The organism is Ensifer sp. CCNWLY38 (assembly GCF_037120565.1).
GTDB lineage: Bacteria > Pseudomonadota > Alphaproteobacteria > Rhizobiales > Rhizobiaceae > Ensifer > Ensifer adhaerens_H.
Genome location: NZ_JBBBBO010000006.1, coordinates 167,428 through 188,124 on the forward strand (window position 1 = coordinate 167,428; position 20,697 = coordinate 188,124).

15 protein-coding genes are annotated in these 20,697 nt (G+C 62.4%); 11 read left to right on the forward strand and 4 right to left on the reverse strand.

Going from position 1 to position 20,697, the window contains the following annotated elements; genetic code table 11:
- Window positions 1–17 precede the first annotated feature (17 nt).
- From V7S54_RS14945 to V7S54_RS14960, 4 genes are read left to right on the forward strand one after another with little or no spacing between them, the layout of a single operon-like run.
- Entirely contained in the window at window positions 18–932 is a 915-nt protein-coding gene (locus V7S54_RS14945; RefSeq protein WP_058323048.1) for an ABC transporter permease, read from the forward strand.
- A gap of 10 nt (window positions 933–942) precedes the next feature.
- Window positions 943–1,866 carry an ABC transporter permease gene (locus tag V7S54_RS14950; protein ID WP_336408520.1) on the forward strand — a complete coding sequence of 308 codons (924 nt, stop codon included), beginning with the start codon at window positions 943–945 and terminating at the stop codon, window positions 1,864–1,866.
- The gene (locus tag V7S54_RS14955; RefSeq protein WP_336408519.1) at window positions 1,859–3,478 is read left to right on the forward strand and encodes an ABC transporter ATP-binding protein; all 1,620 of its coding nucleotides are present in this window, start codon (window positions 1,859–1,861) and stop codon (window positions 3,476–3,478) included. The genes V7S54_RS14950 and V7S54_RS14955 overlap by 8 nt, the downstream gene beginning before the upstream one ends.
- 28 nt (window positions 3,479–3,506) lie before the next feature.
- Window positions 3,507–4,391: a dihydrodipicolinate synthase family protein gene (locus V7S54_RS14960; protein WP_336408518.1), complete on the forward strand. Its 885-nt coding sequence runs from the start codon at window positions 3,507–3,509 to the stop codon at window positions 4,389–4,391.
- 64 nt (window positions 4,392–4,455) lie between these two features.
- Here V7S54_RS14960 and V7S54_RS14965 read toward each other — a convergent pair whose 3' ends face one another.
- The 3 genes from V7S54_RS14965 to V7S54_RS14975 form a co-directional block, all read right to left on the reverse strand.
- Window positions 4,456–7,503 (reverse strand): AsmA family protein, encoded by a 3,048-nt coding sequence (locus tag V7S54_RS14965; protein ID WP_336408517.1) that lies wholly within the window; start codon window positions 7,501–7,503, stop codon window positions 4,456–4,458.
- 73 nt (window positions 7,504–7,576) lie between these two features.
- A complete protein-coding gene (locus V7S54_RS14970; protein WP_336408516.1) occupies window positions 7,577–8,527 on the reverse strand; it encodes a DUF817 domain-containing protein in 951 nt (316 codons plus the stop codon).
- 168 nt (window positions 8,528–8,695) lie between these two features.
- Window positions 8,696–9,178, reverse strand: coding sequence for a hypothetical protein (locus V7S54_RS14975; protein WP_065374007.1), 483 nt, complete (start codon window positions 9,176–9,178; stop codon window positions 8,696–8,698).
- Between the two features lie 530 nt (window positions 9,179–9,708).
- Here V7S54_RS14975 and V7S54_RS14980 point away from each other — a divergent pair.
- The 4 genes from V7S54_RS14980 to V7S54_RS14995 all read left to right on the forward strand — a co-directional run bounded on the left by V7S54_RS14980 (window position 9,709) and on the right by V7S54_RS14995 (window position 17,480).
- Complete coding sequence (locus V7S54_RS14980; protein ID WP_336408515.1) at window positions 9,709–11,433, forward strand: hypothetical protein; 1,725 nt, start codon at window positions 9,709–9,711, stop codon at window positions 11,431–11,433.
- A gap of 129 nt (window positions 11,434–11,562) precedes the next feature.
- Window positions 11,563–13,668: a type I secretion protein gene (locus V7S54_RS14985; RefSeq protein ID WP_336408514.1), complete on the forward strand. Its 2,106-nt coding sequence runs from the start codon at window positions 11,563–11,565 to the stop codon at window positions 13,666–13,668.
- A gap of 20 nt (window positions 13,669–13,688) precedes the next feature.
- Complete coding sequence (locus V7S54_RS14990; protein ID WP_083203554.1) at window positions 13,689–16,133, forward strand: type I secretion system permease/ATPase; 2,445 nt, start codon at window positions 13,689–13,691, stop codon at window positions 16,131–16,133.
- A gap of 6 nt (window positions 16,134–16,139) precedes the next feature.
- Window positions 16,140–17,480, forward strand: a complete 1,341-nt coding sequence (locus V7S54_RS14995; protein WP_065374006.1) for an HlyD family type I secretion periplasmic adaptor subunit — start codon at window positions 16,140–16,142, stop codon at window positions 17,478–17,480.
- Window positions 17,481–17,592: 112 nt separating this feature from the next.
- Here the strand turns inward: V7S54_RS14995 and V7S54_RS15000 are convergent, their stop codons facing one another.
- On the reverse strand, window positions 17,593–18,216 hold the full coding sequence (locus V7S54_RS15000) for a hypothetical protein (protein ID WP_065373864.1): 624 nt from the start codon (window positions 18,214–18,216) through the stop codon (window positions 17,593–17,595).
- 291 nt (window positions 18,217–18,507) lie between these two features.
- On the opposite strand from V7S54_RS15000, the gene V7S54_RS15005 reads away from it, so the two are divergent.
- The 3 genes from V7S54_RS15005 to V7S54_RS15015 all read left to right on the forward strand — a co-directional run bounded on the left by V7S54_RS15005 (window position 18,508) and on the right by V7S54_RS15015 (window position 20,687).
- On the forward strand, window positions 18,508–19,050 hold the full coding sequence (locus tag V7S54_RS15005; RefSeq protein ID WP_176707544.1) for a hypothetical protein: 543 nt from the start codon (window positions 18,508–18,510) through the stop codon (window positions 19,048–19,050).
- A gap of 132 nt (window positions 19,051–19,182) precedes the next feature.
- Entirely contained in the window at window positions 19,183–19,599 is a 417-nt protein-coding gene (locus tag V7S54_RS15010) for a hypothetical protein (RefSeq protein WP_141679358.1), read from the forward strand.
- 116 nt (window positions 19,600–19,715) lie between these two features.
- Complete coding sequence (locus tag V7S54_RS15015) at window positions 19,716–20,687, forward strand: aldo/keto reductase (protein ID WP_065373862.1); 972 nt, start codon at window positions 19,716–19,718, stop codon at window positions 20,685–20,687.
- Window positions 20,688–20,697 lie beyond the last annotated feature (10 nt).

The window sequence follows — 20,697 nt, forward strand, 5'->3', positions numbered from 1 at the left end:
ATTCCTTCGAGGGCGCCATGCTGAAATTCGTTCGAAAACGCGCCGTGGCCAGTCTGATCTCGCTCGTCGGGCTGCTCGTCATGGTCTTCTTCCTGTCGCGGTTGACGGGTGATCCGGCCGCCTTGTTCCTGCCGGTCGAAGCCTCCGCGGAGATGAAGGCGCAGTTCCGCGAACTGCATGGCCTGAACGATCCCATGCTGGTGCAATTCGCGCGTTACGTCGGCGACGTCGTGACCGGCGATTTTGGCGAATCCCTGCGCAAGGCCCGCCCCGCTCTGGATGTCGTGCTGGAAGCCTTCACCTGGACGCTCTGGCTTGCCGTCATCACCATGACGCTCGTCGCCGGTGCTGCGATCGTCGTCGGCTCGCTTGCCGCCTTCCGCGCCGGCGGCTTCTTCGACCGGCTATCCTCGCTGATCTCGCTGGTCGGCGCTTCCGTTCCCGATTTCTGGATCGCCATCGTCGCGATCGTCGTGTTTTCGGTAAACCTCGCCTGGCTGCCGACTTCAGGCACGGGGTCTCTGCTTCATTGGATACTGCCGATCTCGGTTCTGTTCATCCGGCCCTTCGGCATAATCGTGCAGGTGGTGCGCGGTTCGATGATCGGGGCGCTCTCCTCGGCCTATGTGAAGACGGCGCGCGCCAAGGGCGTCAAATCCGGGCCGATCATCTTCGTGCATGCGCTGCGCAATGCCATGCTGCCGGTCATTACCGTCATCGGCGACCAGGCGGCGAGCCTTCTGAACGGCGCGGTGATTGTCGAAACCATCTTCGGATTTCCGGGGGTCGGCAAGTTGATGATCGATTCCATTTTGCAGCGCGATTTCAACGTCGTGCTTGCCGCCATCCTCGTCACGGCGCTGGCGATCTTCCTCATGAACCTGCTGATCGATCTGGCCTATGCGCTGCTCGATCCGCGAATCCGGCATTGAGGGGGCGACCATGACCTTGCAGACCGCCGATACCGTCCTTGCCGAGGAACCGCACTTCGCGACGCGCATGTTCCGCATGCTGCTTGCCGACAAGTTCGCACTTTGCGCTGCGATCTTCCTGATTTTCGTGCTGATCCTTGCGATCGTGGGACCGAGCTGGCTCGGCGATCTCGCGACCAAGCAGAACCTCAGAGGGCGCAATGCCGTGCCTTTCGACTGGGAGCGCGGATGGGTCTGGTGGATGGGGGCCGACGCGCTCGGCCGGCCGCTGCTTGCCCGCATCATCGTCGCCACCCAGAACACGCTGATGGTGGCCGCAGGTGCCGTCGCGCTCTCGGCGACCGTTGGCACCTTCCTCGGCCTCGTCGCCGGCTTTTCCTCGCCGCGCGTCAATCAGGTCATCATGCGGCTCGCGGACGTCATCATGTCCTTCCCGTCGCTGCTGATCGCCGTCATCGTGCTCTATATTCTCGGCTCGTCGATCCTCAACCTAATGCTGGTGCTGGCGATCACACGCATCCCGGTCTACTTGAGGACGACGCGCGCCGAAGTGCTGGAAATCCGCGAGCGCATGTTCGTGCAGGCCGCGCGCGTGATGGGCGCATCCAGCAAGCGCATCCTCTTCCGCCACATCCTGCCGGTGGTGTTGCCGACACTGACGACACTTGCCACGCTGGATTTCGCCTATGTGATGCTGGCCGAAAGCGCGCTGTCCTTCCTCGGTATCGGCATCCAGCCGCCGGAGATCACCTGGGGCCTGATGATCTCTCAGGGCCGCCAATACCTCACCAACGCATGGTGGCTCTCCTTCTGGCCCGGGCTTGCGATCATCCTCACCACCATGTCGCTGAACCTCCTGTCGAACTGGCTGCGCATCGCGCTCGATCCGGTGCAGCGCTGGCGCCTCGAAATGAAAGGTCGCAAGAATGGCTGACCATCTCCTGGAAGTCCGCGACCTTTCGGTCGAGTTCCACACCGCAGTCGGCGTCGTGAAGGCGGTCCGCAACATCTCCTACCACCTCGACCGCGGCGAGACCTTGGCGATCCTCGGTGAGAGCGGGTCGGGCAAGTCGGTCTCCTCCTCGGCGATCATGAACCTGATCGACATGCCGCCGGGGCGCATCAGCTCCGGAGAGATATTGCTCGACGGTGTCGACCTGCTGACGATGCCGGCGCAGGAAAGGCGCAAGGTCAACGGGCGCCGCATCGCCATGATCTTCCAGGATCCGCTCAGCCACCTCAATCCGGTCTATACCGTCGGCTGGCAGATCCGGGAGGCGCTCACCACCCACGGAACCGATGCCGCCAAGGCCGCGTCTGAGGCGTTGCGACTTTTGACGCGGGTCGGCATCCCCGACCCCGAGCGCTCACTGGACAAGTATCCGCACGAATTCTCGGGCGGCCAGCGTCAGCGCGTCATGATCGCCATGGCGCTGGCGCTCCGCCCGGACCTGCTGATCGCCGATGAGCCGACGACGGCGCTCGACGTCACCGTGCAGGCCGAGGTGCTCGCTTTGCTCGAGGAATTGCAGCAGGAGACCGGAATGGCGGTCCTCATCATCACCCATGATCTCGGTGTCGTCGCCGAGATTGCCGACCGCGTCGTGGTGATGGAGAAAGGCGTTCTGGTCGAGGCCGGCACGGTGAGCGAGGTCTACAAGAACCCGCAGCATCCCTATACCAAGAAGCTCATTGCCGCTGCCCCCGGCAAGGGCGAGATGCATGCACCTGCGGCTCGCGCCGAGCCTGTTCTCTCGGTCCGTGACGTGCGCAAACGTTATGGCTCCTTCGAGGCCCTGAAGGGCCTGTCCTTCGATCTCATGCCCGGCGAGACCATGGCCGTCGTAGGAGAGAGCGGCTCGGGCAAGTCGACGCTGGCGCGTATCCTGCTGCGTCTCGATGAACCGGACGGCGGTAGCGCGCTGTGGAAGGGCCGAGACCTCTTCACCATGTCGCCCGCCGAACTCTACAAGCTGCGCCGCGACCTGCAGATGGTGTTCCAGGACCCGACGCAATCGCTCAATCCGCGCATGACGGTCTACCAGCTGATTTCCGAGGCCTGGGTCATCCATCCGGATATTCTTCCCAAGGCGAAATGGCGCGAGCGCGTGGCTGAACTTCTGGTGCAGGTCGGTCTCGGTCCGGAACACATGGGCCGCTACCCGCATCAGTTCTCCGGCGGCCAGCGCCAACGCATCGCAATCGCCCGCGCCCTTGCGCTCGAGCCGCAGCTCATCATCTGCGACGAGGCCGTCTCGGCACTCGACGTCTCGGTTCAGGCCCAGGTGATCGCGCTGCTCGACAGGCTGCGCAAGGAAATGGGCATCGCCTTCATCTTCATCGCCCATGACCTGCCGGTCGTGCGCGACTTTGCCGACCACGTCATGGTCATGCAGAAAGGCAACATCGTCGAGCTCGGCACGGTGCGCGACGTGTTCGAGACGCCGCGGCAAGACTATACGCGCGCGCTGCTCGCCGCCGGCCTCGACCCCGATCCCGACGTCCAGGCTGCCCATCGCGCCGCTCGCCTTCAGCGCGCCTCCTGAGGAGGCGTCCACATAGAGGAATATCTGCATGACCAAGCAAGCTTTCGTCGCCCTCGTGACCTGCTTCAACGAGGACGAGACCATCAACTACCAGGCGACGCGCGCCCAGGTCCGCCGTCAGGTCGCGGCCGGCAACAACATCATGTGCGCTGGAACCAACGGTGATTTCACCGCACTGACCTTCGAGGAGAAGGTGCGGTTGACAGAGGAGGTGGTCGAAGAGGTCGGCGGCCGCGTCAAGGTGATCGTCAATGCCGGCATGCCGGCCACCTTCGAGACGGTGAAGCTCGCGCGCGAATTCGACCGTATCGGCGTCGACGGGATCGCTGTCATTACACCGTTCTTCATCGCCTGCACGCAGGATGGCCTTGTCCGCCATTTCTCGACCGTCGCCGACGCCGTGAAGACGCCGGTCTACCTCTATGACATCCCGGCCCGCACGCAGAACCACATCGAGCCCGACACCGCGCGCACGCTCGCCGGCCACGGCAACATTGCCGGCATCAAGGATTCCGGCGGCGCAAAGGAGACGCTGGAGGCCTATCTGCAGGTTGCCAGGGAGGTCGAAGGTTTCGAGGTCTATTCCGGCCCAGACCACCTCGTGCTCTGGGCGCTGCAGAACGGCGCGGCCGGCTGCATTTCCGGCCTCGGCAACGCCATGCCGCATGTGCTCGCCGGCATCCTGAAGGCGTTCAATGCGGGTGAGATCGGCGAAGCCGAAAAGCAGCAGGCGATCTTTACCGCTTTTCGCACCGACCTCTACGCGCTGGGTTTCGCCCCGGCCATGGTCAAGCGCGCGCTCTTCCTGCAGGACGCCTCCGTCGGCGCCAGCCGCCAGCCGGCGCTGCTTCCGAACGCAGAGCAGGACGGCCAGATCGCGGAAATCCTCCGCCGGTACGAACTTCTGGGGTGATGCCACCAGTGCCGGCGACCACACAGGCGGCCGGATCGGCGATGGAAGGCTATTCGCGCGCCGGCTACTGCAGAAGCTGGTTGAACAGTTTTCCCAGGGTGCCGCTTTCCTCGGCAGGCTGCTCCGTGCCAGCGGCTGGTTGCTGGTCGGGCTGCTGCCCCTCCGGTGCCGGCTGCTCGGTGGCAACGTCGGGTGTCACGGCTTGTTCTTCAGCCGGCGGAGCGGGTGGCGTCTCGCTGCCTTCTGTCGCCTTGCCACCGATGATCTCTTCGATGGAGAGCTGATCGCCTCCGTCTTTCGCTGGCTTGCCGATTGCGCCACCGATGATGTCGCGGATCGATCCGGCCTTTCCTTCGCCGGAGAGAAGTTCGTCGAGCTTCAGCTTCCCGGTCGGCAATCCCAGCTTCTTCAAAGCCGAGAGTGCAGCGTCCGGGTTCTTCAGCAGACCTGAGAGATCGGGATAGATACGCGGGGCAGCAAAGGAACCCTCGATCATCACAGGTACGCCAATGCCTTCGGTCGCGATATCGGCGCCCTGGCCTTCGAGTGAGGCGACGACGCGCGGATCCAGGCGGAAGTTCAGCTGATCGTTCGGAAGGTTTGCCTCACCGCTGCCGCTCATACGCACCAGCGGGCCGACCAGCTTGATATCTTCGGTGCGCGCGACGCCGTTCTCGATGGTGAAGGATGCACCGAGCTCGGTGAAGCCGGTCGCCTTGTTTTCGTTCTGCTTGAAGCCCGAAGACATCAGGCCGACGAGGTTGTTGTAGACATCGGCGACGTCGATGCCGCGGATGGCGCCGTCGGAAAAGCGGACGTTCGCCGACCCCTGAAGCGCGCGCTTGAGCGCGCCGGCCGTGGCGCCTGCGCCGGTGATGTCGAACTGGGCTTGCAGTGCGCCTTCGAGATGCTTGAAATTTGCAAGGTCGATCAAAAGCGGGGCGGCCGAAGCGCCCGCGATCGAAGCCTTCAAGGCGATCGAGGCCTCTTCTCCGGTGCCGTCAGCTCTAAGGTTTGCGGCCATCCGGCCGCCATAGAACGGGCTTTCGGGAAGGTCGAGGCTGGCCACACCCTCGGAGATCACCAGGGTGGTTGCCACCGGTCCGGCAAAGACGCGTCCATAGCCGAGCCTTTCCGTATCGACCTTGATGGATGCATCGATCGTTCGAAGCGACGACAGGTCCAGCGGCGCATCGGGAGCTGGACTGCTTGTTTTGCCCTTCGCTTGCGGCGATGCGGGGCGTGCGCCGGCGAGCCGCGCGAGGTCCAGTTCGGCGAAATGGAGCGCACTGGATATCTTGAGGGGAGTGCCCAGCTCTACGGAACCGTTGCCGGTTCCTTCGACCCCGTTGACGGACAAAGTGGCTTTTTGAAACTCGGCGCCGGAGGCGCTCGCGTTGACGTCGCCCTTGAAGGCGAATTGCTCGATGCTGTCGCCGCCGCCCTGGCCGATCCAGGCAAGAAGCGCGCGCAAATCCGCTGCGGCGAAGTTCACCTTGCCGGCATAGCTGCCCGCGAGCGCCGCCTTGCCCTCAAGGGAGAGTGTCGCTTCCGGCATGCGCAGATCGAGCTTCAGGGGCAGCTCACCCGGAACCGAGCCCGAGAGCAGTTCGCGGACCGGCAGCCGCAAATCGACATCGGCCGCTTTCCCGCGCCAGACCAGGTTGCCGGATAGGAGCACGGGCTTGGTAAGATCGTCGATCTTGACCGCCAGCTTCTTGATCGTCACTTCGCCCATCGATGCGTCGGTGACACCTGGTAGTGCGAAGGTGGCGTCGCGCAGGCCCGCAGTGCCGCTTAGGTTGACGGTTTTTCGGAACGCATCTCCGCCGAGCCCGCGGAACGCAAACCCGGTATCCATCGCAAGCGTTCCGGACAGTGACACCGATTGGCCGGCGAGGCTCGCGAGCTTGGAGATGTCGAGCCCTTTGCTTGCGACGCGTCCCTTGAACGTCGGTTCGCTCTTGCGGACGTCGGCGGTGATTTCGGCCGAAATGCCGCCGGCGTCTATGCCGAGATGTTCAAGCCGGGTCGTCAGCAGCCCATCCTTCAGCGTTGCCGTCAGCGCCACATCGGAGGCGGAAATATCGTTGACGGTAATGGCACCGACAGTGACGCTGACATCGGCATCGAAGCCGGCGAGTGCCTGCAAGCCGGCAGAGGCCGACTGCTTTTCCGATTGCCCTGCCGGTTGTGACGACCCCGAGGCGCTGGTTCCGACAAACGCGCTGAAATCCAGCTGATCGGCACTGAGGTCGGCCAGGAACCGCGGCCGGTCACCGGGAATGAACAGCGCGTCGAGGCTGAGCTCTTCGTCCCCCACTAGCAGCTTGCCGCCGCGGATCTGGTAGCTGCCGTTGCTGTTGAGCGCCACCTGCCCGCTGGCCTTGAGCTCGGTCAGGCCCGGCGCAAGCAGGGGGTCGGCTTCCACCGAGAGGCTGAGGTCGGCCGGCTTGCGTTCGAGCAGAGGGCGAAGCGGGGAGACGGAGAGAGCGACCTGGTAGCGCCGGTCTTCAAGCCGGGCACCGGCCGAAAGCGAAAGTTCGCCGTCGATATCAGGGGCCTGGAGTGTAAGGTCGAGATCGCTGACAACGTCAGCCGTCCCGGCTGCATTCTCTTGTCTCAGCGTGCCCTCGGTGATCGAAATCGTATCGATGGCACTTCGTTCGAGGAAGGCGACCAGGGCCGCGAGCGGGTCGTTCTGCTTGGCCTCGCCATTGCCGCTTTTGCCGCCGTCGCCGTCTTCCGCCGTCGACGCGTTCTCCGGTTTCTGCCGTATCACCACGACCGGCCGCGTGAGCCTGACCTCCTTGACGTGCAGGCGGTCCGACCACAGCGAGGAGAGCGTCACGGAGCCCGCGACTTCGCCAATCTCCGCCGTCACACCATCGCTTTCCGCGTCGAGCGAAACATCCTCGGCCAGAACAGCCAAATGAGGGATGACGGAGAGCCGGACGGGACCCTTCAGCGCGATCGAACTGCCCGTCGCGCTCGAGAGCTGACGGCTGAGTTCGGCGCGCATCCAGTCGCTGGAAACGAAGCTCGGCAGCACAATGAGAGAGACGACTGCGAGAACCCCGAGCGCCAGCAGGCCGAGAAAGAAACGCCGCATGTGTCTCTCCGTTGCGATAGCGATTGATTCGGTATCGTTTTCCACGCAGGCGTGTTTTGCAACTCTTGCGGCGTTATGACTTGGACGCCACGGCACTTCCCGCACCTGCGGTGACGTCCGTCGTCGTCCGTGCATCGCTATTCGTTGTCGATAGGTTTCCAGCCGCTGTCAGGTAGTTTCGCGGGCGGTGGACGAGCGTGACCAGCACGAAGGACAGGATCATCAAGAGGTACCAGGCGCCGAGCTTCTGGAGAGAGACCGGGGTCCAGCCATTGTGCTGCGAGGGATAGATCCAGGCGCGCGACCAGGTGCCGATGTTCTCGGCAAACCAGATGAACAGGGCGACCAGTAGAAAGCCGAGAAGCAACGGCATGCGGTGCCGAAACCGGAAGACGCGATAGTGCACTGTCGTGCGCAGAAACAGGGCCGCCGTGATCGCAAACAGCGCGTAGCGCAGGTCGATGACGAAGTGGTGCGTAAAGAAATTGGCATAGATCGCCAAGGCGAGCAGCATCGTCGCCCAAAGCGGCGGATAGTTGCTGTAGCGCATGTCGAGGATACGGGTCACGCGGGCGAGATAGGAGCCGACGGCGGCATACATGAAGCCCGAGAACAGCGGAACGCCGCCGATGCGAAAGATGCTTGGCTCCGGGTAGATCCAGGACCCGACCGACGTCTTGAAGATCTCCATCACCGTGCCGACGATGTGGAAGATCAGTATGACCTTGGCTTCGGCGATGGTCTCAAGCTTGAAGACGAGCAACGAAATCTGGATGACAAGGGCCGCGACGAGAAGGAAATCATAGCGGGCAAAGCCCATGTCCTCTGGCCAGAACAATTTCGTCGCGAGCATCAGGGCGAGCATGGCGCCGCCGAAAAGGCAGGCGAAGGCCTGCTTGATGCCGAACACCAGGAACTCCGTCAGGCCGCCGAGGAGGCCGGCCGCCGGCAGCCGATCGAGCAGGCGATGCGCCACAGCGTCGATGCGCGCTTCCCGGCTCGTGAAACGCCTTTCGTCCGACATTCGAGCCACCCAGTACCGCCTCCGCTTCGCCGTTGGGGACGCGATGCCGGGACAATGCGGTTGAATTAAGGATGGACGACAACTGCCGGGTGGGCGGATATGCGGCCGGCCCGTTTTATGGCATGGGCACCGTCTGTTGTTTTCAGTAGCCCTCGCGGGTTGGCCGCCTCAACGGGGGAAGGAATAGCGCTCGACGATCGACCAGATTTCGCGGTTGACCTCCTGCAGCTGCTCGATGACTTCGTTTATCCGCGAGATCTCCGCATCGTTGATCTGCTCGATCTTGCCGTATTTGATCGTGTCCTTGCTGTCGAAGATCGCCATCAGCTGGGTGCTTGCCTGGTCTCCGGTCTCGTCGAAAGAATAGATGCAGTGACTGTATTTGTTGCGAAGCTTCGCTTGCCGGCCCAGCTGCTGGGTCAGCGCGAGGATTTCCTGCCGTTGGTTCAGAGGTGTCTTGTTTGTTTTGGCCAATCGCTCGACCAGCTCGATCCGAGCCCGCGTCGTATTCAGCGTCAGGAAGATGATGATCGCGGTTTCCTTGTCCACGCGCGCAAGACCGGCGATCAGATAGATGAGCAGGCTTTCCGTGTTGGTCCAGGTGTAGTTGAGCTGTCCGATCAGGAGAAGGATGTCGTGAAATCTCGCCATGGGCACCTGCCGAGCTTGCTGTTCAAGAACCATAGTGTTTCAGAATAGCGCATTCCCGTCGTCAGTACATGCTCCCAATACGGCTATGCGGCGCACGCATTCGGTGCCGGCTCGGCCGCATACAATGAATCCGTTTAAAAGCGACTTCTAATAGGTAATACATTGGGCGGACCGGCGACGAAGCCAGTGCTACCCGGCAAGGCTAACCCGAAGTGACAGCTTACAACGCATGTCTGTTTGCGACAGACTTGCCTCCGTAATCGGCGAGCAGGACGTGTTCAGGCCTTAGAGGGCTAGTACTGCAGCGAACGGGAGAATGCCCTTTTTAGAACCTGAAACCGCTGCTCTCCACCAAGTGGAGGGAGAGGCAGCCCAATATTAAAGTGATTGCATATTAAAGCATATAGGCGCGCAAGCGCCTCGGAGAATCCGAACTTTCATCAAATCCAACCGCAGCCCGCCAATGGCCCAAATCCGCGTAAGAGAAGAATGCGGTTCGGCTATGGCGGCCTCAACTTGAGGTGATCGTCATGAGCAAGGACAAGAATATTCTGTTCCCATGGGACCCGAGCCAGGATCAAAGCCAAGACCAGGACCAGGGTCAAGGCCAGGGTCAAGGCCAACTGCAAGCTGAGCTTCAGGCCCAGCTCCAAGGCCAGGGACAAGGTCAGGGACAAGGCCAGGGACAAGGTCAGGATCAGGGCCAGGGTCAAGGACAGGATCAGGGCCAAGGCCAGGGTCAGGATCAGTCGCAATACAGCGAATCCTACAATGGCAACCTGAACGGCAACGGCAACCTGAACGGCAACGGCAACGGCAACCTGAACGGCAACGGTAACGCCAACCTGAACGGTAACGGCAACCTGAACGCCAACGGCAACCTGAACGCCAACTTCAACGAAAACAAGACCGACGTTGACGTCGACGTCGAGAGCAAGACCAAAGTCGACGTGGATGTGGACATCGACCTCGACGGCTACAAGCCGTCGGATGACGACTTCAACGACATCGATCATTCCAAGATCGACGGCATGGCGAGCACGAGCTTCAAGGACATCCTGAACGAGTCGCTCAACGGCAACAACAACACTGCCAACGTCTTCAGCCAAAACGCCATCATGTCGGATGACGACAAGGCCGAAAACATCCATAACAGCGGTAACCTGAACCAGAACGGCGATGCCTACGGCGGCAAGGCCAAGTCGGGCGACGGCATCAAGGTCGGTACTGACGGCGGCGATGGCGGCAGCGATGCCGATGCCGACGGTGGTGACGGCGGCAATGGCGGACATGCTGTCGGCGGTTTTGCCGGCGGCGGCGACGCTGATGGCGGCAAGGCTGAGAGCGACGCAGATGGCGGAGACGGCAATGGTGGCATCGCAGCCAGCGTTGGCGTCGGCGGAGAAGGCGACAGTGGTAACGCGAATGGCGGTGCTGCGACCGGTGGTAACGGTGCTGCTGGCGGTGCTGGTCTCGGCGTTGGCCTTGGTCTCGGCCTTGGCCTGGGTGTCGGCGCAGCGGCCGGCGGCGAAGGCGGCGACAGCGAAGGTGGTGACGGCGGCGAGAGCGGCGACATCGAGAGCGACGAAGCGGAAGCCGAGGACGCAGGCAACGGCGGCGACGCTGGTGGCTTCATCCTGCCGATCATCAATGTCGGCGGCGACGGCGGCGACAATGACGGCGGCAACAGCCTAGCGTTCGGTGAAACCGGCGATGCCGACGGCGGCGATGCTGACGAAGGCGGCGATGGCGGTGGTGCCCTCGGCGCAGGCCTCGGTGCAGGCGCAGGCTTCGGTGCCGGCGCAGGTGTCGGTGGTGCTGGCGGTGCCGGCGGCGCTGCTAACGCAAGTGGCGGGACTACTGGTGCCGCCTATGGTGGCGACGGCGACGGCGGCGACGCCTCTGCCGACGGCGACGGCGGTCTTGCTCTCGCAGGGGCCTGGGCTGGCGATGCAGCGGCCGGCGGTGGCTACGGCGGCGACGCCTGGGGCGGCGACGGCGGCAATGGCGGCGGCGGCGGCATTGCACAGAACGGCGACGGTGGTGCAGGCGGAAGCGCCGGCATGTGGGGCTCCTACAATGGTGACGACAGCATCGTCGAAGGGCTCTCCTCGGCAACGGCAGATGCCGTTATCGACACCAACGCCTTCAACCAGCAGATCGTTCTCGGCGCGAACCTGCAGGGCAACACCATCGATATGACAGTCGTCGGTGGTGACTTCACGACCACTGCAGTTGGCGACGACGACAATTGATCTCTAGGTGACGTCGATACGCATAGTGCGGAATCGGCAGTGAACAGGACTGCGCGGGTCCCCCCGCGCAGTCCGTCATGACCCGATGCGCTTAGGGGCACTACCGGCGACAAAAAGGAGGCCCTGACCATGTACTCCGCAAAAATCACCGAAACGATTGCCCATTTTATCGGTCTCTTCCAACTCTCGATCGAAGACGCCCGCCTGCGCGAGGCACACGAGAAGTTCGATCCCGACCGACAGGTTCACAAGGATCCGAAGGACCTTGAAACCGCGCCCGTCAAGGTGACGGCGCCCTACGACCTCGACGACTTCAATCCCGACGTTCCCTACCGGCCGCTCGATACGGACATTTATATGCCCGAGCCCTACGGATATGCCGGCTTGCCCTTCTCGGAGTACCCACACTCTGAAGGGATGTACGGTCGTCCGGAAACCGGTGGCGCCGTGCAGAACACGTCGTTCAAGTCGACCTATTTCAGCACCCCGCAAATTCAGCCGCCCGGCTCGGTCGTGGTCTACAGTCAGCAGACCGCCGAACTCTCGGACAACGACTATGTCAACATGGGCGGACACGGCCTGAAATCCGTCCTGCACATCGATAGCAGCGCGGTCATGGCCGAACTCATCGAAGGCTCGCTGCAGATTTCGCCGCTGGGCCTCGAGGATCCCGCAGGCTCTGCCAAAACCGTCGCCGGCCTGGTGACGACCACCGCTGCGACGCTCGATGCCTACTCTGCCGGCGGTGAAAGCCAGGTGGGAGGGCTGGCCGTCAGCACATTCGTCGCGAAGGCAGCAACGCTTGAAGGCGTTTATGTGAACGGCGAACTGGTGGAGACCGCGCCCGTTCTCAAGGACCATCTGCCGAACCAGGACGAAACCGAGGAAACGCCGGAACCTGAACTGACGGAGGGCCCGAAGGAGGCGAGTGGTGCCGTTGCGCATGGCGAAGGGGAGGTTGCGATCTCGGCCTCGGTCGAGCTGGATGCCGGCAGCAACACGCTGGTCAACGAGGTTGTCATCACAAACAATTGGCTGCAGTCGAATGTCCTCGCCGTTGCCGGCGACCATGTTCAGCTCAATGCCATCGTGCAAACCAATGCCTACTACGACAGCGATCTGGTAAGCTCCGCGCTTTGCGGCGGCGGCCTGGCGGCGGACAAGGCGACCGAAGCGTTCAACATAGCGTCATTCAAGCACGTCGCTTCCACGGAACCGACGAACAACGACACGGGTGTTTTCCCGAAGGCATGGGCCATTACCGAGATCAAGGGCGACCTGATGATGGTGAACTGGCTCCAGCAGTTTACGTTCATGTCCGACAACGACATGGCCATTCTGTCGGCTTCGGGCTCCAAGCTTTCGATCATCGCCGGCGACAACACCTCCGCCAATCAGGTGTCGCTGCTTGAACTGGGGTTCCGCTACGACCTGATATTCGTCGGCGGAAACGTCTTCGACGCCAACATCATCCACCAGACGAACATCCTGCTCGACAACGATATTATCGGCGCCGTCGGCGGATTCCAGATGAGTGGCAACGGATCCGTTTCGACCGGCGGAAACCTGTTGTGGAACTATGCCAATATCGTCGAGGCCGGTGGCGCCAGCGCCGTTAACCCGATGTCGGAAGGATATCTCTCGGCCTTGCAGGACCTTGCTGAAGGCAAGGACCCTTCGTCGAAGGACTTCCTGCACGATGCCGCATTTGCCGGACTGCTGGGGCTGCGTGTGCTCTATATTTCCGGCGATCTGCTCAGTCTCAACTACATTTCGCAGACCAACATCCTCGGCGACAGCGACCAGGTGACGCTGGCAATGAACGCGCTGACGGCACTTCCGGATGCGGATTGGACCATCTCGACCGGCTCGAACGCCCTCTTGAACTATGCCGGAATCGTCGATGTCGATACTGGCGGGACGATCTATGCCGGCGGTGACGTCTATTCGGACGAAGTCCTTTTCCAGGCCGAACTGATCAAGGATGAACCCTATCTTGGAAGCGAGGATCCCGACGCGCTCGTCAGTGAAGCGGTGGTCTTTCTCGGCGATGACATGTTGGCGCCGGATCCCGGGCCTCAGTCGCCCGATCACGAACCGCCTGGCCACCAGAAAAACGGGCACAAGAACCACGACGCAAAGGATAACGGAAATTCCGGCCATGGGTCGGCGCATCACGGGTCGCACTCGATCGATTCGGCAGACGCCGATCCGATGCAAAGCGTATTGGCCTGATCGGGACGCGGGAGGAAGACATGACCGACCGTGGCAACCCCTGGCAAGCGTCTACTGAGGGCGGTGGCGCCGCAGAAGGGGGGCGGCAGTCGGAGAAGCCGGATGCGGACGCTGCACGGCAGCAGTTCCTCCGCAGACTTGACCAACAGGAATACATTCTGGATCGCGCTGTAAAGGAGATCGACGGGGTGGCGGACCAACTTCGAAGAGCGGCGGCAAACGGCGCCAACGAAAACGAGAACTGGGCCAATAAGGCAGCAGTCCCGCTTCCGGGACCGGGGGCCAGGGTCGCGAGCGTCACGCCTGCTGCCATCGATGCGACCCCGACGCCGACAAACATCGCACCCGCGACAGTAAAGTCCCCGCCTGCATCAACAGCAACTGAGGCAGCCAGCGTCACACCGCGGGCCTGGCCTCCAAGAGCCGAGCCCCATTCCAGGGTCGAGACGCCTCCGAAGAACGAGACGCCAGCCAAGACGGAAACCCTGTTTGCCGTGCGCGACCGGATGTCGGTGGAACGGCAACCGTCTCAGGGCGAGCAAAAGCCGGAGCCACGCGCCGAGCGGCCCGTTATCTGGCCGACGGCCGAGATGAAGGAGAAGCGCTCGCCGTCGGGCATGGTCGTGATCGATGGCGATCGCGGCCCCGTCAAGGCCGACGAGCGATCCCCCGGCAAGGGCGGCGGCTCTTCGAGTGGCAACGGCGGCGGCGGAGGCGGAGGGGGCGTCTTCCACAAACGCCTCGGACCGGTCGATTTTTCCGCGAGCCTCAGGGCCGGCCTCAAGGCGATCCGGCAGAACCTGATGATCGTGATGATCTTCACGATCGTAACCAACATCCTCGTGCTCGCCATCCCGGTGTATCTGTTCCAGATCTCGGACAGGGTGCTTACCAGCCGCTCGCTCGACACGCTCGTGATGCTGACCGCCCTGATCGTCGGTGCGGTGCTGCTGCAGGCGATTTTCGACGGCATTCGCCGCATGATCCTGATGCGGACTGCGGTTGAGGTCGCCGCCCAGCTCGGGGCTCCGATCCTCAGCGCGGCAGCCAGGGCAGCACTCCATAGCAATGGGCGGGAGTATCAGACGCTGGGCGATCTGCAGCAGCTCCGCTCCTTCCTGGTGTCGGGCACGCTGCTTTCCTTTCTCGATGCCCCGATCGCGCCGCTCTTTGTCGTTGCGGTGTTTCTGATTCATCCGCATCTCGGCGCTATCGTCATCACATCGGCATTTCTGCTTCTGATCGTCACGCTGTTGAACCAGAGAGCGACGGCGGCTGCCTTCGGCGAAGCCACCACGTTCCAGACGAAGGCGAACCTTCATCTTGATTCGATGTCCCGCAACTCGCAGATCATCAATGCGCTGGCGATGATCCCGGAAGCCGTCCACCTCTGGGGTAAGGACATGGCCGGCTCGCTGAAAGCGCAGGTTCTGGCGCAAGACCGCAACATCGCCTTTGCGTCGCTCTCCAAGGCCGTGCGGCTGCTCACCCAGGTGACGATGCTCGGTTGGGGCGCCAATCTTGCTCTCCACGGTCAACTGACGGGTGGCATGGTGATCTGCGCCTCGATCATTGCCGGCCGGGCGCTCGGCCCGATCGAAGGCGCGATCGAGGGGTGGAGCCAGGTTATCCAGTCGCGCGCCGCCTACGGGCGCATTGCCTCGCTCCTGCAGACGTCGCCGCTCAACTTCGAGCGGTTGAAACTGCCGCGTCCGGAAGGGCGCCTCGATGTCGAACGGTTGCTCTTCGTCCCACAGGGCACCAAGCGTGTGGTTCTCAACGGCATCACCTTTGCGCTCGAACCCGGTGACTCTCTTGCCGTGATTGGCAGTTCCGGTGCTGGCAAGACGACGCTTGGCAAGATGCTCGTCGGCTCCATTCTGCCGACCTCTGGCAACGTCCGGCTCGACCTCATGGACCTGAGGAACTGGGACCAGCGTCAGTTCGGCGAAAGCATCGGCTATCTGCCGCAGGATGTGCAGCTTTTCCCCGGGACGATCAAGGCCAACATCGCTCGCATGCGCGAGGATGCAACGGACGCGGAGATCTATGCCGCTGCCAAGCTCGCCGACGTGCACGACATGATTGCCATGCTCCCGCATGGATATGAGACGGTCGTTGCCGCTGACGGCTCGCCCCTGTCGGGTGGACAAAAGCAGCGCGTGGCGCTTGCCCGTGCCTTCTTCGGCAATCCGCGCATGGTGGTTCTGGATGAGCCGAATTCCAATCTGGACACGTCGGGCGAAGCGGCGCTGACCCGGGCGCTCGCGCATGCCAAACGCGAGAAGATCACGGTCATCACCATTACCCAGCGGCCCGCTCTTCTCAACAGCGTCGACAAGGTCCTGCTCCTGGTCAACGGTACGGTTGCCCTGTTCGGCCACCGACAGGACGTTCTCAAGGCGCTTGCTGCCCGCGGCGTGAATACTGAAGGCAACCCGATCGACCAACCCCAGCTTCCGTAGGCGATGATGACGGACATAGCCAAAGTACATGATCTGACATGGTACGCAGAGGTGCCGCGCTCGATCTGGAGGCACACCATGATCGGCATAGTGTTGATGGTGGTTACGGTTGGTGGCTTCGGCCTGTGGGCCTTCACCGCCCCGCTGGCCGCGGCCATCATCGCGCAAGGCAGCTTCGTCGCAACCGGCCAGAACAAGGTGATCCAGCATTTCGAAGGTGGGATCATCAAGGACATCCTGGTCAGCGAGGGCGATCACGTGACTGTCGACCAACCGTTGGTGCTGCTGGACGAAACTGCGGCGCTCGCCAATGAGCGCCAGTTCTTTCTGCGGCGGGCACGGCTGGAGGCAATCGTCGCTCGTCTCAACGCGCAGACGCACGGTCTGAAAGAGATCGTCTTGCCCGATATCCTGACCCCGCACCTGAAAAATGACCCGGAGATCGGCCCGATCGTGCAAAGCCAGCAACTCAGCTTCCAGACCTGGAGAAGCAAGCTGGAAAGCGATCTCGGCTTGCTGAAACGCAACATCGAGAGTCTGGAATTCCGGTCGCAAGGCTTCTCGGAGCAGCTGAAATCGGTTCGGGAGCAGCGTCGGCTGCTTCAGGAGGAGTATGAAGGCAAGAAGACGCTGCTTGCGAAAGACCTGATCCGCAAGACGGAGATCAAGACCATCCAGCGGGCAATCGCCGACGCAGAAGGTCAGATCGGCAGACTGATGTCCGAAGTCTCCGAAACGGGCTCCCAGATCCTCAAGCAGGAACAGCAGGTCAACCAGACCGAACAGAGTTACCGCGAGGCTGCGCAGGACGATTTGCAGAAGGCAGAGGCTGAACTGGACACGGTGCGCGAACAGCTGCGTGGGGCCACCAATGTTCTTCGCCGCGCCACGATCAACGCACCGGTGACCGGTACGGTGATCAGGATGCACTACCACACGTCGGGCGGCGTTATCGAAAGCGGCAAGCCGATCATGGAGATCCTGCCGGCTGACGTGCCGCTGATCATCGAGGCCCAGGTGCTGCGCACCGAGATCGACAACATCAAGGTCGGCGAGAAGGCAACCGTACGGTTGACGGCTCTCAACCAGCGCACGACGCCAGTGCTGAACGGCCAGGTCTTCTATGTATCGGCCGATGCCCTGCCGGTGCAGACTCAGGAGGGGACGCGCGAGGTTTACGTCGCCCGCATCAGCCTGCCGACAAGCGAACTTGCAAGGGTCCATAACTTTGCCGTGACGCCGGGTATGCCGGCCGAAATCCTCATCCAGACGGCGGAGCGGACCTTCTTCGATTATCTCACGAAACCGATCCGCGACAGCATGGCCCGCGCCTTTATGGAAAACTGACAGAGACCCTTCGAAGGCTATTCGCCGAGACTGGCTGGGGCCGGGGCTTTCTCACTGGATTGATGACGAACTCGGGGGAGGGAGGAGGCAGCCAGCTTCTCCCTCCCCTGGTTCAGTTCGCGGCGAAGCAATAGAAGAGGCCTTCGCCGCCCGTACCCTTGAAGGCTTCGACGGTGCAGCCTCCCCGCGTCGTGTGTGACGAGTTCCAGGATTTGGCCTCGGCGGAATCGTTCAGGCCCGTACGGTCGCTGTGACCGACGATTGCCGCGCCGTCGGCGCCGCCCATCGTCCAGTTGCCACAGGTATCCGGTGCCGCAGTGCCATCGGCCTTCGAGCCGGTCAGGATGTCATGACGGTTGGGTGTGTCGCCACGCCCGTTGATGACCTCAGCCTTCTCGTTCAGCGCGGTCTGTTTGGTGAGGTTGTTCTTGTCGCTATGGAGAGAGGCCACGTCGTCGGCGATCTTCTCGCCCTTGGCGTTGTACCATGGCCCCTTGCCGATCCGGTCCTGGGCATTTTCGCCGTCGGTGGACAGATAAGCTTTCCACGTCTTGCCGGTCGAACCGGCCGCCTTTGCCAGGGTGTCGCAATAGGCGTCTGCGCCCGTAAGCCCGCCAAGATCGCCGCCCTTTCCTGGGTTCACGCTGGTGACGAAGAAACTCATGCTGGTGTCCTGGGCATGGGCCGCTCCGGAGCAGGCCAGGACGAATGCGAGAGCTGCAAGTCTGCTTCTCATTGGTCTCTCTCCCATCAGGTTTAGGGGAAGCCTAATGGTCGCGCTTGGTGGAGTAAAATCGAAATGGCGTGATGACGGGGAGGATCCTGTCTGAGGTGCGGAGATCAGAAAGCGTGTTGCGCGCGGGACGCATGGCTGGCTTGCGAAATCCCATCTACGATTTCGGCGCGATCGCTGTATATTCAAACCATCGAAGCGATGCACCTCCTCCCGCAGAGCTTCGACAGGTGAACGACCTTCTCCTCCTCCCAAAGGTCGTTTGCGAGATCAGCGCCACTCCTCCTCCCAAGGTTGCTGATCGGTCTTCTGAGAGCCTGCCGCTCCTCCCGCGGCGGGCTCTTTTGTTTTTACCTGACGGGACGCCAGCTTGCGCAGGTCGCTTTCTTCGGAAGCGGCAGCTACACCCGCTCGATCATGGCGCGGGTTCTGCCGCTCGCAAAGGCCCAGGGCTACGAGGCGGACAACCTGGTCTGTGCCGGCGACTTGCCGCACGGACGCCCGACCCCGATGAACATGTACAAGTGCTTTCTCGATCTCGACGTCTGGCCGGCGCAAACGGTGGTCAAAGTCGACGATACCGGCGTCGGCATCGACGAGGGGCGCGAGGCCGGCTGCTGGACCGTCGGGCTCAGCCTGAGCGGTAACGAGGCCGGTGTGACGCCTGATGAGCTCGCCAGGATGTCGGACGCTGAAAAGGATGCGCTTCGGGAAAAGGCGTCGGCGGCGCTGAAGAGACACCGGCCGGATTACATCATCGATACGGTCGCTGACCTCCTGCCGGTGCTCGAGGAAATCGAACAGCGGCTGGCGAAGGGAGAGCGGCCCCGGACGTGAGCGATGTTATTTGCTCGCTCTCTGGGCGCTGCGTCGTCCGCTGCATGCGCCTGGCGCGACGACGGATGATAACACGCTCCAACTCTGCGGAACAAAGCGCTGGCTAGATAGTTGAACGTCCAGGAGGTTCCAATGTCTATCCGGCACTTGAAATCCAGTGTGGAACAGAAATCGCCGCGGTGGGCGTTCCACCATGGCGCGGGGCGTCTCCGCCGGACGGAAGGTGACGGTGCACACAGCCGATCGGTCACGGAAGGAAGCCGGACGCAGATCGTCGACGCGGGTGACGGCGGCCTGGTGGCGCCGGACCTCGAAGCCACCCCCGTCCCCGATCGTAGCCGCCAACCGGCTCCTCACGACTACAGCCGTCCGGCGACGAAGATCGGCAAGCTGCTTTCCGTCGAGCCTATGCGCGATGAAGACTGTTCTGGCGGGCCGGTCTGGTTGGCCGTGCTCGGCGACAATACCAGTGAAGCCATGCGACAGTTCATGGGACTGGTACTCGCCTTCATCTTCCTGTCGGCAGTCTTCTTCTGGTTTCTTACGTAGCGCGGCAACGAGTGTCGTGTGACTGGAAGTCACCTATCTCGCCGCCACGGTTGACGACCGACGGCCACACCCTAGATAACCCGACATCCCCTCCTCCCAACTCTCGTGAGCTCATCATGCACTATAGAACCTTCGGCCGTAGCGGCCTTCGCATATCCGAGATCGGCTATGGCGCCTGGGGCATCGGCAAGAGCCAGTGGAAGGGAGCGAGCGACGACGAATCCGCTCGGGCCCTCAACCGGGCGGTCGATCTGGGCCTGAACTTTATCGATACCGCACTCGGCTACGGCCAGGGCCACAGCGAGAAACTGATCGGAGCCCTGCTGCGCGAGCGGTCGGAGACGATCCATGTCGCCACCAAGATCCCGCCGAAGAACATGCAATGGCCCGCCCGCGCCGGCACGCCGGCCGAGCAGACCTTTCCCGCCGATCATGTGATCGCCTGCACCGAGATGAGCCTGCGCAATCTCGGTGTCGAAACGATCGACGTGCAGCAGTTTCATGTCTGGTCGGACGAATGGGTCGGTCGCGGCGACTGGCTGGAGGCCGTCGAACGGCTGAAGCGCGACGGCAAGATCCGCTCCTTCGGAGTCTCGATCAATGACTACGAACCGGACAATGCGCTGAGGCTGATCGAGACCGGCGTTGTCGACAGTGTGCAGGTGATCTACAACATCTTCGAACAGGCGCCACAGGAAAAGCTGCTGCCCGCGTGCCTCGAGCACAATGTCGGCGTCATCGTCCGGGTGGCGCTGGACGAAGGCGGCCTGACGGGCCAGATCCGCGCCGATACCGTTTTCCCCGAGGGCGATTTTCGCGAGACCTATTTCCGCGGCGAACGCAAGCGCGAGGTGGAGGAGCGCACGCAGAAGATCGTCGAAGACCTGGAAATCGCACCCGATGCGCTCGCCGAAACGGCGCTGCGTTTCGTGCTCAGCCACCCGGCCGTATCGACCGTCATTCCCGGCATGCGTTCGGTTCGCAACGTCGAGCGCAACTGCGCGATCGGCGACGGCCTTGGCTTGCCGGACGCTCAACGGGCAAAGCTGAGCGCCCACCACTGGCGGCGCAACTTCTACCGGGATTGAGCGGCCCGGC